Genomic DNA, 15,605 nt, shown 5'->3' with positions numbered 1-15,605 from the left:
TTATATGAAGGAGTTATATGGACTTTTTTAGTTATTATAAACGCATTTCAACACAGCAATTGCCTAAACTTAATTTACTATATGGCTTTGAACGCTATCTGCTTGACAATTCTGTTAAATATATTGAAACAAACTATTTGAATCCTACTTATAAGGATATGAATCTTTCCATCATGGAAGGCAATTTAAACGTAGATGAACTATCAGCACTCATTTCAGCGCTGCCATTCTTTGATAATGCGAGGCTTATTATTATCCGAAATGCGCAGTGTTTCAAACAGGAAGTAGATAAAAAGCTTTTTGATTTATTAGCTGATATCCCAGATGGCGTTTACCTTTTGTTTATTGAAAAAGAAGTGGACAAACGCAAGAAACTCTTCAAGACCATTGATAAAGCCGGCTGTGTTGTCAATTTCGAAAAACTGTCACAAAAGGAGTTTCAAAAATGGACAGGTAAAAAGTTTAAAGAACACCAGGGTGCCATCGATTCCCATACACTCAATTATTTTATTGAAATGGTGAATTATCTTAATCCTGAATCGTCGAGAAATCTTTATGAAGTTGAGCAATATATTAATGCACTATCCAATTTAAAAGAACCTATTACACAAAAACTGGTTGATCAATATGTGGAAATTCCAATTGAGAATAACATTTTTAAGATGATGGATGCCCTCAGTTCTAATAAGATGAAAGAAGTGCTCTTTATTTTTAATCACCTTGTCGAAAACGGCGAAGCGGAAATCAAAATCTTTTTTATGATGAGCTCACAATTCCGCAATATCTATAAATGCAAGCAATTAATGGCCGCAGGGCACTCCAGTGCCAGTATTGCTTCAAAGCTTGGCATTCATCCTTACGTTGCTAAAAAAGCATCTCATTTTGCAGGCCAATTCAGCAATGAGACCTTGACAAAGATCATGTCAATTTTAGAAAAGATGGATCGTGATTTAAAATCAAGCGGTGTTCGGTCACAATTGATTATCGAAAAGGGGATTCTAGAAATCTACATGGCGAAAAAGAACAGTGAACTTCATCGTTAAAAGAATTAAATGGCACGATTAAAGAGATTAAGTGGGTAGATGATAACAATGGAGCCATTAAATTTATTAGAAAGCAGGTTTAGATGATCATCCATAAAAAAGTAATAATGTTACTGTTTATCTGCTCGTTAGTCATTGGCTGTACGAAAGATACTGATCTAACAAATACAGCAGATTCAAAGATTAACAGTAATCAAACAGCAACTGATTTAAAATCTGAAAACGCGATAAAAGAAAATATCGATGAACAAGACGATGCAATAGAAGTATCCCCAGCGACGTCAACAGCCGCTGAGGGTAATGATGAAAATGTTTTGGATCCTGCTCAAGAAATCGGGGAATCTGATGATGATGCCATTCCAATAGCTGCTAATCTGAAATTTGAATATATTGATACAGAAAGAGATGCGCGTATTGAAAAAATCGTCAACCAAGCTTATCAAAAGCTAACAGATGATTTTGAAATGACTTTTGACAGTGATATAACCTTTAAAATCTATAAGGATCAAAAGGAATTTTGGGAACGTGTTTTTGGCGGTGAAAATAACGGTATCACAACCGGCTTTGCCAATCACGTGGAAAATATTGTGCATTTGACATCACCGACAGATATCAGTATAAAATCGGAAGCAGACATGCTGAAAGTGCCTGTACATGAACTTGTTCATATTTTGCTGCCAAGTAATACACTGGATATCAGAGAAGGTTTGGCATATTACTTGGCCGATCAGTTAAAAGATTTTTCAACTGACGATATCCCAACAAATGTTGTCAATATCATCACTTATCAAGGAGAGGGTGATCAGATAAGAATGCAGTATAACTTAGCTGGTTATAAGGCTAAGTTCATCATTGAAGAATGCTTCGATATGGATTATTTAAAATATAAGACATACATGGCAAGTCCAAATGATTATACGGTGTTAGGGTATGAGCACGAGACAGACTTTTCAAACGCATTGACTGCTTATTTACAATCACTGGCTAAGTAAAGGTATCACTTAATGTGTACGCTGATTATTCAATCAATAGACTGATTTTCGTATTACTTATAAGCGTTTGGATGATCAATTAATATACCATAGTGCAGGAAATGACATTATTAAATGTACTACTGCATGTACTATTGTTACCGATGATCGCATTATTAATGATTTTATAAAGACGATGGCTTATCAATTTGATGAATGAAAGAGGTTATTATGTTTGATTTTATTATTTTTTTGGTTCTAGGAGCAGCATTTTGTATAATCGGATGGCGTATTTGGAAACATGAACAACTGACTCTGATCCATCGTTATCACTATAAGAAAGTTTCAAAAAAAGATCGAAAAGCTTATGCAGAGAAAATGGGTAAGGCCTGTATTGTAATTGGAATCGGATTGGCTCTATGCGGCCTCATCAATTATATAACTGTTTCTTCTATTGGATGGCTTTGTTTTGTCGTATGTTTTGTCTTTGGGTTTACGATGATTTTGATGGCACAGAAAAGATACAATGGCGGACTCTTCTGAGGCAAGAATGAAGTAATAAAAAAAGAAGTGAGAGAAGATCGGAAAAACAAAAAAGGAAGTCAGTGTTCTTTATAGTGTTTTATAAAGTAATAAAGCAAAAAAGACGAAAGCGTGCAATCTAAATTGCACGCTTTTAATATTTGATCAAATATTAAATGAACACGGTCTCATATCGGGGATTCAAGTTAAATCCAAAATTAAACGATTATTCAGCCGCAGCGTTTAATTTCTTTTTCAATCTTGAAATTTTTCTTGATGCTGCATTTGCATGGTAAGTGCCTTTTGCAGCAGCTTGTGCCATTTTCTTTTCAAAGAATACCATTCTTTGCGTTGCAGTTTGTACATCTCCAGCCGCTAAAGCTTCTAAAAATCTCTTTTCAGCTGTTTTGAGTGCTGATTTTCTAGATTTATTAACTGCAGTTTTTTTGTTGATGACATTAATTCTTTTTTTAGCAGATTTAATATTAGCCATTTGTGATTCACCTCCCCGGTAGATTTTCAACAGACTAATTTTATCATGATAGATTGCGTTAATCAAGTTTTTTTTCATCCTAACAAGGAAGTATTTGAGTCGGCATAAAGACTGTGTTATAATTGATGAGTAATTTTGGAGGAGGCATTTTATGTCCAGCGACAGACAAAAATATATTAGAAATTTTTCAATTATTGCACATATTGACCACGGTAAATCCACACTGGCAGATCGCCTGATTGAAAAGACAGGTCTTTTAACGCAGCGCGAGATGAAGGATCAAATCCTCGACAGCATGGACTTGGAACGTGAACGTGGTATTACAATAAAATTGCAGACAACGCGACTCGTTTACAAAGCAGTAGATGGCCATGAATATATGCTTAACCTCATTGACACGCCGGGACACGTCGACTTCACCTATGAAGTTTCGAGATCGCTGGCCGCCTGTGAAGGCGCCGTTCTCGTCGTTGATGCAACGCAAGGCGTCGAGGCTCAGACACTCGCCAATGTTCATTTAGCTGATGAGCAAGGACTTGAAATTGTACCGGTCCTCAATAAAATAGACTTGCCAAGTGCAAGACCGGAAGAAATCATTGAAGAAATAGAAGAGGTTGTCGGCATTCTTGCAGAAGATGCACCGCGTATTTCCGCACGCGACGGCATCAATATTGAAGATGTCCTCGAAAAAATAGTCAAGTCGATTCCGGCGCCGAATGGCGATGAAGATGCACCGCTTAAGGCATTAATCTTTGATTCCTATTATGATAGCTATAAAGGAGCCGTTGCTTACGTGCGCATCGTCGAAGGCAGTGTCAAAAAAGGCGATAAGATTTTAATGATGGCGGCCAATAAACGTTTTGAAGTCACTGAAGTCGGCGTATTTGTACCTGGGACGATGCCGCTTGATGTACTGAGTGCAGGTGATGTTGGATACATCACTGCCAGCATTAAAAACGTTATAGACTGTCGTGTCGGAGATACCATTACATTTGCAAGTCGACCAACCGCAAAAGCACTGCCGGGATATAAAAAAGCGACTTCGATGGTCTTCTGCGGTATTTATCCAGCTGAAGGTGAAAGCTATGATGAAGTGCGTGATGCACTTGAAAAACTGCAACTTAACGATGCGGCACTCTCCTTTGAACCGGAGACTTCAGTCGCCCTTGGATTTGGCTTCCGATGTGGCTTCTTGGGATTATTACATCTGGAAATCATAGAGCAGCGTTTGGAACGTGAATTTGATCTCGACATCATTGCGACGGCACCAAGTGTTATTTATCGCGTTACAACCACCTCTGATGAAGTTCAAATGATTCAAAACCCTTCTAACTTACCGGATCCAACGGAGATTCAAATGTTTGAAGAACCAATCGTAGAAGCGCGCATTATCGTGCCGAATGAGTACGTTGGCAATATCATGGAGCTTTGCCAAAACAGACGAGGCGTCATGCTGCATATGGATTACCTTGATCCAAGACGTGTTATTCTGCATTATGATATGCCGCTGAATGAGGTTATTTACGACTTCTTCGATGCCATTAAATCAAAAACACGAGGCTACGGCTCATTAGATTATGAGTTTAAAGAATACCGTGAATCAGATTTGGTAAAAATGGATATCTTATTAAATAAAGAATTGATTGATGCCTTTTCGATGATTGTTCACCGAACAAAAGCTGAATCGAGAGGCAGACAGATCTGTGAACGCCTCAAAGATGTCATTCCGAGACAGATGTTTATGATTCCGATCCAAGCTGCAATCGGCAATAAAATTATTGCGCGCGAATCGATCAGTGCCCTTCGAAAAGATGTCTTGGCAAAATGCTACGGCGGTGATATCTCGCGTAAGAAGAAACTGCTCGAAAAACAAAAGGAAGGGAAGAAGCGCATGCGGCAATTTGGTAATGTTGAAGTACCGCAGCAAGCCTTTCTCTCTGTTCTCAAATTTGATGATAATTAAGGATTAAAATTTGAAAGATGGCGTTTTTTCTATTTAATGCTGTTTATTGATAAAGCAGAAACATGACAAAAAAAGAATCAGTAGCATTAAAAGCAAAGCACTCAATTGACATTTGATCATTTGAGTGTTTTTTTGATTGTATGCTTTGATGCATTTTTAAAACGAAGTTTTCAAAGAAATTGCCTGCCTTTCTATACAGCTGGATAGCATACACTTTAGTGACAAGAAAAATAATCGTTTACAGATGATTTTTTAATTGACATATGCCCATAATAGCGTATGATAGTATTATAAAGAACATTTGCTTCTTATCTTAAGGCGATTTGCCTTTTAATTTAAAAATTACATTATGCCGTTTTAAATCTTTCCAAATGCTGTTTATAATTATTCTACTTATATATGGATGATTTTCATCATATGAGCATTCATGATATTTTAGTGAAGGACCCAAGAAGGCAATGATGTAATTCCCTTAATTGTCAAAACATATATCTATATGGAGGTAAAAATGAAAATTGCCATACCCGTTGATGAAAAAGATCTCAACACAACCGTTTGTGTTTCATTTGGCCGCGCGCCTTTTTTTATGATTTACGATACGACATCAAAACAATATGACTTTCTCGATAACAGCGCTGCCGCTAGTTCTGGCGGGGCAGGGATTAAAGCGTCTCAGTCTATTGTCAATCAAGGTGTCGAAGTTTTGATTACGCCAAGATGCGGTGAAAACGCTGCAGATGTCCTCAAAGCTGCAGATATTCAAATGTATCAGTCAAAAAAAGGACTTGGCAAAGATAACGTTGCCTTATACTTAAATGATGGCTTATCACCGCTGAGTGCTATTCACGAAGGTTTTCATAATCATGGGGGCAAATAAGCATGAAAATTGCCGTTTTAAGCGGAAAGGGTGGAACAGGCAAAACATTTGTCGCCGTTAATCTCGCGTCTGCTGCCTCTAGTGCGCAATATGTAGACTGTGATGTTGAAGCGCCAAATGGCCACTTGTTTTTTAACCCAGTTGTAGATGAAACCCATGTCGTCAACGTTAAGCGCCCTGTTGTCGATAATGACAAGTGCATTGGCTGTCAAGCATGTGTTGAATTTTGTAATTTTAATGCCCTTGCATATGTGAAAAAAGGCGTCATGGTCTTTGACGACATATGTCACAGCTGCGGCGGTTGCGCTTTAGTCTGTCCTGAACACGCTATTACTGAAAGAGACGATCGCCTCGGTGTCTATACCCTCGGACATTCTGAAAACGTTAGCGTAGTAACGGGGATGATGGATATCGGTAAGATTTCTGGAGTTCCCATTATCAAAGCCCTGAACACATTTCGATCAGAATTAACCGTTGTAGACTGCCCACCTGGCAGTGCATGCAGCGTCATTGAAAGTATTGAAGATGCGGACTACTGTGTTTTGGTTGCAGAACCGACAACATTTGGCGTCCACAATTTGAAGATGGTTTACGAATTGGTTGAAGGGATGCATAAGCCTCTTGGCGTTGTACTTAATAAGTGCACCGCGGATAAAAACCCTGCTGAGGCTTTTTGCCAAAGCGAAGCGATTACAATTCTCGGTAAAATCACCTATGATCCGATTTTGGGTAAATTGGGTTCTGAGGGCAAAATTGCCGTACGTCAATTAACATACTATCAATTGTTTTTCAAAGGATTATTGGATAAAATCATTTGGGAGGTGTCGCATGAAACAAATGCTAATTCTTAGCGGAAAAGGCGGCACTGGCAAGACAACCGTTGCAAGTGCTTTTATCAAATTATCCCGAGCGCGATTCTTTGCTGACTGCGATGTCGATGCGCCAAATCTTCATTTGCTGATGATGCGTGATCGTACACCAACACAATCAGATTACTCGGGTATGCCAAAAGCAGTTATCAATCAGGAACTGTGCATTTCATGCGGACTATGTTATGAGCACTGCCGATTTGATGCCATTGCTGTTGACCCGAACTATCACGTTAATGCCTTTGCCTGTGAAGGATGCGGAGTCTGTGAATACCAGTGTCCAGTTAATGCCGTTCAGATGACTGCCATGGTTGACGGGACGTTAAAGCTCTATCAAGATGAAGCGAAAGCATTTTCCACGGCGAAATTAAGTGTTGGCAGCGGTACATCCGGAAAGCTCGTTACAGCTGTTAAAACACAGTTGAAAGATTCAATAAAAAACGGTACAACTGCCAATTACTCAGATCAAAAAGGTGAAGAAATCGTCATAATCGATGGCTCACCAGGGATTGGATGTCCGGTTATCGCCTCAATCAGCGGCGTTGACATGGTACTTGTCGTTGCAGAGCCTACACTCTCCGGTATGAGTGATATGCTTCGAATTCTAGAAACTTCTAAGAAGATGGGCACACGTGCAGCGGTATGCATTAATAAGTATGATGTGAATGAGAAGATTGGTGCAGAAATTGAAAGGTATTGCGAGACGAATGCTATCCCATACTTTGGCGCTATTCCGTTTGATGAACAAGTTCCGCATCTTATTAATGAAGGGTTTTCAATCATCGACAGCGCCAACAATGCAGGCAACGCTGTCAAACAAATATATCTAAAAGCAGTCAAAGCTTTAAATGAACAGCCGACCAGCGATACTGGCATTGTCAAATCCATTACGGCTCTTCAATAAATAAAAAACTCGGCGTCTATTGAACGTCAATAAATTCTGGAGGTATTATCATATGTTAAAAATTGCAGTAGCATCTGAAGGTAGCATCGTCACAGGGCACTTTGGCCATTGTGAGAATTTCAACATCTATGAATCGGAAGGACAGAAGATTACAAAGAGTTCTTCCGTTCCCAATCCCGGTCATCGACCTGGCTTCTTGCCAAATTACTTAAATGATCTCAATGTCAATGTTATTATTTCTGGCGGCATGGGCGGTGGTGCCATTGATATTTTTAATGAAAAGGGCATTGAAGTCGTAACCGGCGCCACAGGCGATGCAGCACAAGCTGCTGCGAACTATTTAAATGGTTCGCTAAAGTCAACTGGATCAGTCTGCCATGAACATCAGCATCACGGTGATTGCTAACCGCTAACCACCTAGTCGCCAGTGCCGTTTGCAGTTTCCCACACTGCAAGCTGGCATTGGCGTTTATTTTTTGTAATCAATTTTTGTAATCAATTTTTGTAATCAATTTTTGTAATCAATTATGGAAGGCATTGCATCAGCGTCTTAATAAATGATTAAACTTTTACATAATTTTATCGATTTTTGACATAGGTTCACATGCTATCTTCCTATATAATAGAATTGAGGTGATCCTATGAAAGCAAATCAAAGCATTGGTATTTATATTCACGTTCCCTTTTGCATTCAAAAATGTCTTTACTGTGATTTTATCTCATTTTCAAAGATGAAAGACGATCTTATAGAAGCGTATTTTCAGGCACTCAGCAGGGAACTATCCTGTTATGCCGAAGAACTGGCACAATATTCTGTTAAAAGCATTTTTTTCGGCGGCGGGACGCCGAGCAGCGTCAATGCCAAGCACATTGCTGGTATAATGCAGCAAATCAAACAAATGGCGACATTGACGAAAGATGCAGAAATAACGCTTGAGGCTAACCCTGGAACCCTGTCTCAAGAAAAGATTAACCAATACCTTGCCTCTGGCATTAATCGCGTCAGTTTGGGACTCCAGACATCTGACCCAAAACTGTTGAAGACAATTGGACGTATACACAATGTCAATGATTTTCTGACATCTTATCAAGGCCTCGTAGAAGAAGGCATTGACAATATAAACGTTGATATTATGTTTGGACTTCCCGGTCAAAGTATTGAGCAACTTGAACACACCATAAAATTTATCGGGGCGGTTAAACCAAAACATATTTCAGCCTATGCGTTAAAGCTGGAGGAGGGAACACCGCTTTTTGAAGCACACCGAAAGGGAAAGATTACATTGCCGGATGAAGAGACAGAACGCGCGATGTATCATACTTTACAGCGTGAACTGACGCTTCTTGGCTACCATCAATATGAAATTTCGAACTTTGCACTGCCGCACTATGAATCACGGCATAACTTAATCTATTGGCAAAATACACCGTATATTGGACTCGGTGTTTCAGCACACAGCAAAATGCACCAAACGCGTTACCACAATGCTTTATCAATTGATCAATACCTTGAAGATTATCAAGTGAAAGCAAACGTTATTCAAAAAAAAGCAGCGTCGCTGATCACTTATGAAGCTGCATATATTGATGAAAAAGAAGATCTTTTTGAAACGATTATGTTAGGACTCCGATTGACGAATGGTCTTGATTATCAATCCCTTAACGATCGATACGGCATTGACTTTTTAGATGCATATGCCAGTGAAATCACATCTCTATCGGCAGAAGCGCTCATTGAAGTTGATCAAACGAAACACAATATTCGTTTAACCCCCTTGGGAATGGACGTTTCCAATAGAGTTTTCGTTGCCTTTATGAAGGATTAACGACTGTTATTGAAATCTGAGTAAGCCTTAAAAATCAAAATATCTAAAAAACATAGACGAGCTATTTGACGTATGCGCGGTATTTTAACATGCGAAAAGGTTCGTTTATTTTTTGCCGTTATTTTTTTACAGGCAGCTTTCAAGAAGCGTATCGTCAAAAATGCCGTAAAGGAATTATGAATAACCTATGAATAATTAGAAAAAGCGTTGACAAACTGCGGTCTTCGCATTATATTATATATAGGATTAGCACTCGTGATATGTGAGTGCTAACAAAAGGAGGCGATAAAATGATTTCAGATCGACAGCTACGCATCTTAAAAGCCATTATCAATGACTTTATTGATACGGCGCAGCCCGTCGGATCGCGAACCATTTCAAAAAAGTATCCGTTGGGCATCAGTTCAGCAACTATACGCAATGAAATGGCTGATTTGGAAGAACTCGGATATTTGCAGCAACCGCATACTTCTGCCGGGCGTATTCCTTCTGATTTAGGCTATCGCCTGTACGTCGACTCTTTGATCAATCCGCATTCTATCAGCGTGGAAGAAAAGGAACTCATTCAATCACTGCTGCTGCATAAGATCATTGAAGCTACAGACGTCGCAAACCAAGCTTCCGAGCTCATTGCAAATTTCACGCACCTCGTTTCGATTGTTACTATTCCGCAGTTCAATAAATGCAAACTGGCCAATCTTAAAATGATGAAGATTACCGATGCAAAAGTACTGCTGATTCTAGTCACAAACACAGGGGTCGTCAAGAGCTTGCAGCTCGCGCTTACCAATACGGATCAGTTTATTCTCGATAAAATTTCCGACACGCTGCTCAACAGTTTAATTGGTGAAACCATTGAGAATATTGATGTTCGGTCCATTTTAAAAATGAAGGAAAAGCTTCAGGGGTTTGGCAATATTGTCGATTACCTCATTCCAATTTTACGTGATGCACTTAAAGGATTAAACGAAACGGAACTCTACCTCAAAGGTGAAGAGAACCTATTGACCATCTCTGAGTTTAATGATTCTGATAAGGCGAGACAGCTCTTTAACTTTTTTAAAAGTGAAGAATCACTGTTAGAGCTTTTAAAAACCGTTGACCCCAACCGCATCTCTATAAAAATTGGCAGCGAGATTGGCATTGACGTGCTGGAGGCCTGTAGTATAATCACTTCTTCTTACAAGGTAGACGGGAAGAGCGACGGTAAAATCCTCGTCATCGGGCCGAAGCGTATGGACTATGGCAACGTCATTTCCATCGTCAATTACATCAGCAATACACTATCCGAACTATTCTCCGGTATCAATTTGTAAAGGAGTGATTCAGTTTGAGTCCAAGGAAGAAAAAAGAAATAAAAGAGGAAAATGACGATATGACGAAACAAACATCAGAAAAAGAAATGCCTGAAAATGAAGTGCCGAATGTAGAAGAAGCTGTTTCTGAAACAGAAGCCAGCAATGAAAACACAACGGAAACGGCAACCGATGACGCTAAAACTGAAGCGGAAATCGTAACGCCGGAATCTGCTTTAATAAAGCTTCAAGCTGCTTATGATGAACTCAATGACAAATATTTAAGGCTTAACGCAGAGTTCCAAAACTATCGCAAACGCGTTGAAAAGGAAAAAAATGATATTTTTAAATTCGGCAATGAAAAACTGCTTGTCGAAATGCTGCCGATTATGGACAACTTTGAACGTGCACTTTCTGCTGCTGATGAAAGCCAAGCAGATGATAAAGTACTCAGCGGTGTAAAACTCATCAAGAAATCACTTGATGAATTCTTTGAGAAAAACGGCGTCAAAAAAATTGAAGCAATGCATGCGCCTTTTGATCCCGATAAACATCATGCCGTCATGAGTGAAGACTCAGACGACTTCGAGGTTGAAACAGTCATCGAAATCTTTCAAGAAGGCTATGCACTCAATGAAAAAGTCATTCGTCCAAGCATGGTTAAGGTTACGAAATAACCGTTCAAAATAAATGATGAAAACAATAAGGAGGCCATTAAAATGGGTAAAATAATAGGTATTGACTTAGGAACTACTAATTCATGTGTATCGGTACTGGAGGGCGGCGAAGCCGTTGTTATCCCTAATGCCGAAGGTAACAGAACAACACCGTCAATAGTTGCATTTACAAAAACAGGCGAAAGACTCGTCGGTGAAACTGCCAAAAGACAAGCGATCACAAATCCGGACAGAACCATTATTTCAATCAAACGTGAAATGGGTACAGACCACAAAGTGAAAGTTGATGACAAAACATATACACCACAGGAAATTTCAGCAATGATTCTTCAAAAACTTAAAGCGGATGCTGAAAGCTATTTAGGCGAAGGCGTCACAGAAGCCGTCATCACAGTACCGGCTTACTTTACAGATGCTCAAAGACAAGCAACAAAAGACGCCGGAAAAATTGCCGGACTCGATGTAAAACGTATTATCAATGAACCGACTGCTGCATCACTTTCATATGGTCTTGATAAAACAGAACAACAACAAAAAATTATGGTATTTGACTTAGGCGGCGGTACATTCGACGTTTCTATTCTCGAAATAGGCGATGGTGTTTTTGAAGTATTGGCGACAAACGGCAATAACCACCTCGGCGGCGACGACTTTGACAAAGTGGTAATGGATCACTTGGCTGAAACATTCAAAGCTGAACACGGCGTTGATCTTCGAAATGATAAAATGGCACTCCAACGTTTAAAAGAAGCTGCTGAAAAAGCTAAAAAAGAACTTTCTTCAACGCAATCAACGAATGTCAACCTGCCGTTTATCACAGCGACAGCAGATGGCCCGCTGCATCTTAACATCGACGTAACGCGTTCTAAATTCGAACAATTAACGAAAAAACTCGTTGATATGACAATGGAACCAACAAAAAAAGCGTTAAAAGATGCCGCTCTATCACCAACCGATATTGATCAAGTTATCCTTGTCGGCGGTTCTACGAGAATTCCAGCTGTACAAGAAGCCGTTAAAAAATTTACCAATAAAGATCCGCATAAAGGTGTTAACCCAGACGAATGTGTTGCATTAGGGGCAGCAATCCAAGGCGGCGTCTTATCCGGCGACGTCAAAGACGTTCTCCTGCTAGATGTTACACCGCTTTCACTTGGTATCGAAACACTCGGCGGCGTCTTTACAAAACTCATTGAACGCAATACAACCATTCCTTCTAAGAAAAGTCAAGTGTTCTCAACAGCTGCTGATAATCAAACAGCCGTTGATATCCACGTGCTTCAAGGTGAACGCCAAATGGCACAGGACAACGCAACATTAGGCCGTTTCCAACTAGATGGTATCCCACCGGCAAGAAGAGGTGTCCCACAAGTTGAAGTAACATTTGATATTGATGCGAATGGTATCGTCAACGTATCGGCAAAAGACTTGGGTACAGGCAAAGAACAGCACATTACCATTACTGCTTCTACGAATCTTTCGGATGAAGAAATCGAAAGAAAAGTCAAAGAAGCGGAAGCACATGCTGATGATGATAAAAAACGCAAAGAATTGATTGAAGAAAAAAATAAAGCAGATAACATGATCTACGAAATCGAAAAATCATTGACAGAACTTGGCGATGAAGCTTCAGAAAGTGAAAAAGCAGACATCAACGCTAAAATCGAGGCGCTTAGAACATCAATGAACGCTGATGATGTTGATAAAATCAAGAGCGACTTTGAAGCATTGACGAACGCCTTCCAACCGTTGGCACAGAAGCTCTATGCTAAAACACAAGCATCCGGTGAAGCGCCAAATATGGATTCAGACGCAGATGATAATGTTGACGAAGCAGATTACGAAGTGGTAGACTAGTGGAAGGCACCTTTCGGTGCCTTTCCAAATTACGAACAACATTTTATCATGTACGTATAGAAAGGCGGTATTGAAGTGAGTAAAAAGGATTATTATGAAGTCCTTGGCGTCCAGAAGGGTGCTGACGAGGCAGAGCTGAAGAAAGCCTACCGAAAACTTGCGATGCAATACCATCCGGACAGAAATCCAGACAATAAGGAAGCTGAGGCTAAGTTTAAAGAAATAAATGAGGCTTATGAAGTATTAAGCGATTCTGAAAAGAGACGGCTTTATGACCAGTTCGGTCATGCTGGCGTCAATCAAAACGGAGGCGCAGGCGGTGGATTTTCAGGTTTTGATGGTTTTGGCGGGTTTGAAGATATCATCAATGAAATGTTCGGCGGCTTCGGCGGTGGCGGTTTTTCATCCGGTAGAAGAAATGGCCCGCGAAAAGGCCGTGATATTCGCGTTGATTTAACGCTTTCTTTTGAAGAAGCAGCTTTTGGAACGAGCAAGGATATTGAGTTTTTAAGAACTGAAGATTGTGATGTATGCCATGGGTCTGGTGCAGAGCCTGGTACGGATAAACATAAGTGTACGACTTGTAACGGTACTGGCGAAGTGCGATACGCTCAGCGTTCACTATTCGGTGAGTCGATCAGCGTCAAGCCTTGTCCAACTTGTAAAGGGCAAGGTGAAGTCTTTGACACACCATGTCATCAATGTAAAGGACATGGCAAGATTAAAAAACGTTTTTCAAAAACCATTGAAATTCCCGCTGGTGTTTTCCATGGCGCCAATATGCAAATCCGTAATGAAGGTGATTTAGGCAGCAACAACGGCCCTCGCGGCGATGTCATTATCGTCCTTCGCGTGACACCGCATGAGCACTTTAAGCGTGACGGCAATGATATCTATTACGATTTGTGGATCAGCTATTCGCAGGCAGTTTTAGGTGCAGAGGTGTTGGTGCCTACGTTGGAAAGCAAAGCGAAATTTACCATTCCGGAAGGAACGCCAAACGGAAGACAGTTCAAATTAAAAGGCAAGGGTATTCCGGTGCTTAACGGCTTCGGTCGAGGCGATCAGTATGTCAAAGTCAACGTTGAAATCCCTAAAGGGCTAACAAAGCGCCAAAAGGAATTGTTAGAAGCCTTTGACGAAGAGATGACCGGTAAAAGTACAGGCGTTTCAACAGATTCTTCCAAGTCAACAAAGGGAAAAAAAAAAGACGATAAAACGTTCTTCGACAAAATGAAGGATGCATTGAGCTAGACAAAATTGAGGTAAACAAAAAAATATTAACCATTCTGAATCGCTCAGTACACGTTATATCATATTTTAATCAAAAAAGGTTGCTTCAATATTACTTGAGCAACCTTTTATTTTGTGTTTGTATGAACTCAATGCTGATCCCTTTCTTGATTCATTTCAGACTAAACAAAACGATGCGCTTTTGAAGCGGACTGTCGAATGAGATAAAGACTTCTGAAAACAATCGTTGCCAGAACAATGACACCACCATAAACCGCCAGAATACCTGGACGTTCGCTTGTCGCCATAAAAACCCAAAGAGGATTAAAAAGCGGTTCAATAATAGGAATTAAAACCGCATCAATCGCAGATACATGTTTGACTGCCTTGGTATAGAGAATGTATGAGATACCAAGCTGAAAGATACCGAGAAAAAGGATTCCGCCGATGCTTGGCAGCGTAACCGTTGTATGCATGAGCCCCGGGACAGCAAAAAAACCGGTTAAAAGGTTGCCGTAAAAAACCATGCTGAGGTCGCTGCCAGCGGGCATGCGCTTTAAACTCATTGGAATGCCTGCAAAGGCAACACCACTGAGCAGTGCAATCACATTGCCGATCATCATACCGCCGTCAATACTTGACATAAAAAAGAGGATGATACCGATGCCGACAAACGTCAGCGAAAATATATCGAGTTTTGTAATACGTTCTTTAAAAAAGAGGTAACCAAAAACAGCTGCCCAAATCGGCGCAGTATACTGCAATAAAATCGCATTAGCAGAGGTTGTCAGCTTTGTCGCCGTCACATAACAAACCAATGTTGCCGTATAGATCAGCGCACCGATAATAAGTTTTTTGTTCAGTCGTTTGACTTTCCCACGCATATAGACGAAAAAGACAATTGCGGAAATCCAACTGCGAATACCTGCAATCACAAACGGAGACCATGGTATAATTTTAATAAAAAGGCCGCCAAAACTCCACAGAAAACTGGTCATAATTAAGAAGAGCACGGCATTTCGTCTATCTAAACTCATGATATAACTCACTTTCATAAAATTGATTTCTATATGGA

15 protein-coding genes are annotated in these 15,605 nt (G+C 40.0%); 13 read left to right on the top strand and 2 right to left on the bottom strand.

Annotated elements, in window-relative coordinates:
* Positions 1-17 precede the first annotated feature (17 nt).
* From holA to KHM83_RS08875, 3 genes are all read left to right on the top strand, one after another.
* Positions 18-1,043: a DNA polymerase III subunit delta gene (gene holA / locus KHM83_RS08885; RefSeq protein ID WP_213236650.1), complete on the top strand. Its 1,026-nt coding sequence runs from the start codon at positions 18-20 to the stop codon at positions 1,041-1,043.
* 83 nt (positions 1,044-1,126) lie between these two features.
* Positions 1,127-2,035: a hypothetical protein gene (locus KHM83_RS08880; RefSeq protein ID WP_213236649.1), complete on the top strand. Its 909-nt coding sequence runs from the start codon at positions 1,127-1,129 to the stop codon at positions 2,033-2,035.
* 210 nt (positions 2,036-2,245) lie between these two features.
* Positions 2,246-2,557, top strand: a complete 312-nt coding sequence (locus KHM83_RS08875; protein ID WP_213236648.1) for a DUF3784 domain-containing protein — start codon at positions 2,246-2,248, stop codon at positions 2,555-2,557.
* 205 nt (positions 2,558-2,762) lie between these two features.
* Here the strand turns inward: KHM83_RS08875 and rpsT are convergent, their stop codons facing one another.
* The gene (gene rpsT / locus KHM83_RS08870) at positions 2,763-3,029 is read right to left on the bottom strand and encodes a 30S ribosomal protein S20 (protein ID WP_213236647.1); all 267 of its coding nucleotides are present in this window, start codon (positions 3,027-3,029) and stop codon (positions 2,763-2,765) included.
* 151 nt (positions 3,030-3,180) lie between these two features.
* On the opposite strand from rpsT, the gene lepA reads away from it, so the two are divergent.
* The 10 genes from lepA to dnaJ all read left to right on the top strand — a co-directional run bounded on the left by lepA (position 3,181) and on the right by dnaJ (position 14,551).
* On the top strand, positions 3,181-4,992 hold the full coding sequence (gene lepA / locus KHM83_RS08865) for a translation elongation factor 4 (RefSeq protein ID WP_213236646.1): 1,812 nt from the start codon (positions 3,181-3,183) through the stop codon (positions 4,990-4,992).
* 508 nt (positions 4,993-5,500) lie between these two features.
* Entirely contained in the window at positions 5,501-5,869 is a 369-nt protein-coding gene (locus KHM83_RS08860; RefSeq protein ID WP_213236645.1) for a NifB/NifX family molybdenum-iron cluster-binding protein, read from the top strand.
* A gap of 2 nt (positions 5,870-5,871) precedes the next feature.
* On the top strand, positions 5,872-6,720 hold the full coding sequence (locus tag KHM83_RS08855) for a nucleotide-binding protein (RefSeq protein WP_213236644.1): 849 nt from the start codon (positions 5,872-5,874) through the stop codon (positions 6,718-6,720).
* Positions 6,698-7,642 carry an ATP-binding protein gene (locus tag KHM83_RS08850; protein WP_213236643.1) on the top strand — a complete coding sequence of 315 codons (945 nt, stop codon included), beginning with the start codon at positions 6,698-6,700 and terminating at the stop codon, positions 7,640-7,642. Before KHM83_RS08855 ends, KHM83_RS08850 begins: the two co-directional genes overlap by 23 nt.
* Positions 7,643-7,694: 52 nt before the next feature.
* Entirely contained in the window at positions 7,695-8,048 is a 354-nt protein-coding gene (locus KHM83_RS08845; RefSeq protein WP_213236642.1) for a NifB/NifX family molybdenum-iron cluster-binding protein, read from the top strand.
* A gap of 235 nt (positions 8,049-8,283) precedes the next feature.
* Positions 8,284-9,468: a radical SAM family heme chaperone HemW gene (hemW, locus tag KHM83_RS08840; protein WP_213236641.1), complete on the top strand. Its 1,185-nt coding sequence runs from the start codon at positions 8,284-8,286 to the stop codon at positions 9,466-9,468.
* A gap of 290 nt (positions 9,469-9,758) precedes the next feature.
* Positions 9,759-10,784, top strand: coding sequence for a heat-inducible transcriptional repressor HrcA (hrcA, locus tag KHM83_RS08835; RefSeq protein ID WP_213236640.1), 1,026 nt, complete (start codon positions 9,759-9,761; stop codon positions 10,782-10,784).
* A 14-nt stretch (positions 10,785-10,798) separates the two neighbouring features.
* Positions 10,799-11,440: a nucleotide exchange factor GrpE gene (grpE, locus tag KHM83_RS08830; protein ID WP_213236639.1), complete on the top strand. Its 642-nt coding sequence runs from the start codon at positions 10,799-10,801 to the stop codon at positions 11,438-11,440.
* Between the two features lie 42 nt (positions 11,441-11,482).
* Positions 11,483-13,297, top strand: coding sequence for a molecular chaperone DnaK (gene dnaK, locus KHM83_RS08825; RefSeq protein WP_213236638.1), 1,815 nt, complete (start codon positions 11,483-11,485; stop codon positions 13,295-13,297).
* Positions 13,298-13,372: 75 nt separating this feature from the next.
* Positions 13,373-14,551: a molecular chaperone DnaJ gene (gene dnaJ, locus KHM83_RS08820; protein ID WP_213236637.1), complete on the top strand. Its 1,179-nt coding sequence runs from the start codon at positions 13,373-13,375 to the stop codon at positions 14,549-14,551.
* 161 nt (positions 14,552-14,712) lie between these two features.
* Here the strand turns inward: dnaJ and KHM83_RS08815 are convergent, their stop codons facing one another.
* Entirely contained in the window at positions 14,713-15,567 is an 855-nt protein-coding gene (locus KHM83_RS08815; protein ID WP_213236636.1) for a DMT family transporter, read from the bottom strand.
* Positions 15,568-15,605 lie beyond the last annotated feature (38 nt).

This window comes from Fusibacter paucivorans (assembly GCF_018390735.1).
In the GTDB taxonomy this organism is placed as follows: Bacteria; Bacillota; Clostridia; order Peptostreptococcales; family Acidaminobacteraceae; genus Fusibacter; species Fusibacter paucivorans.
This window is presented reverse-complemented; position numbering and strand designations above follow the sequence as displayed.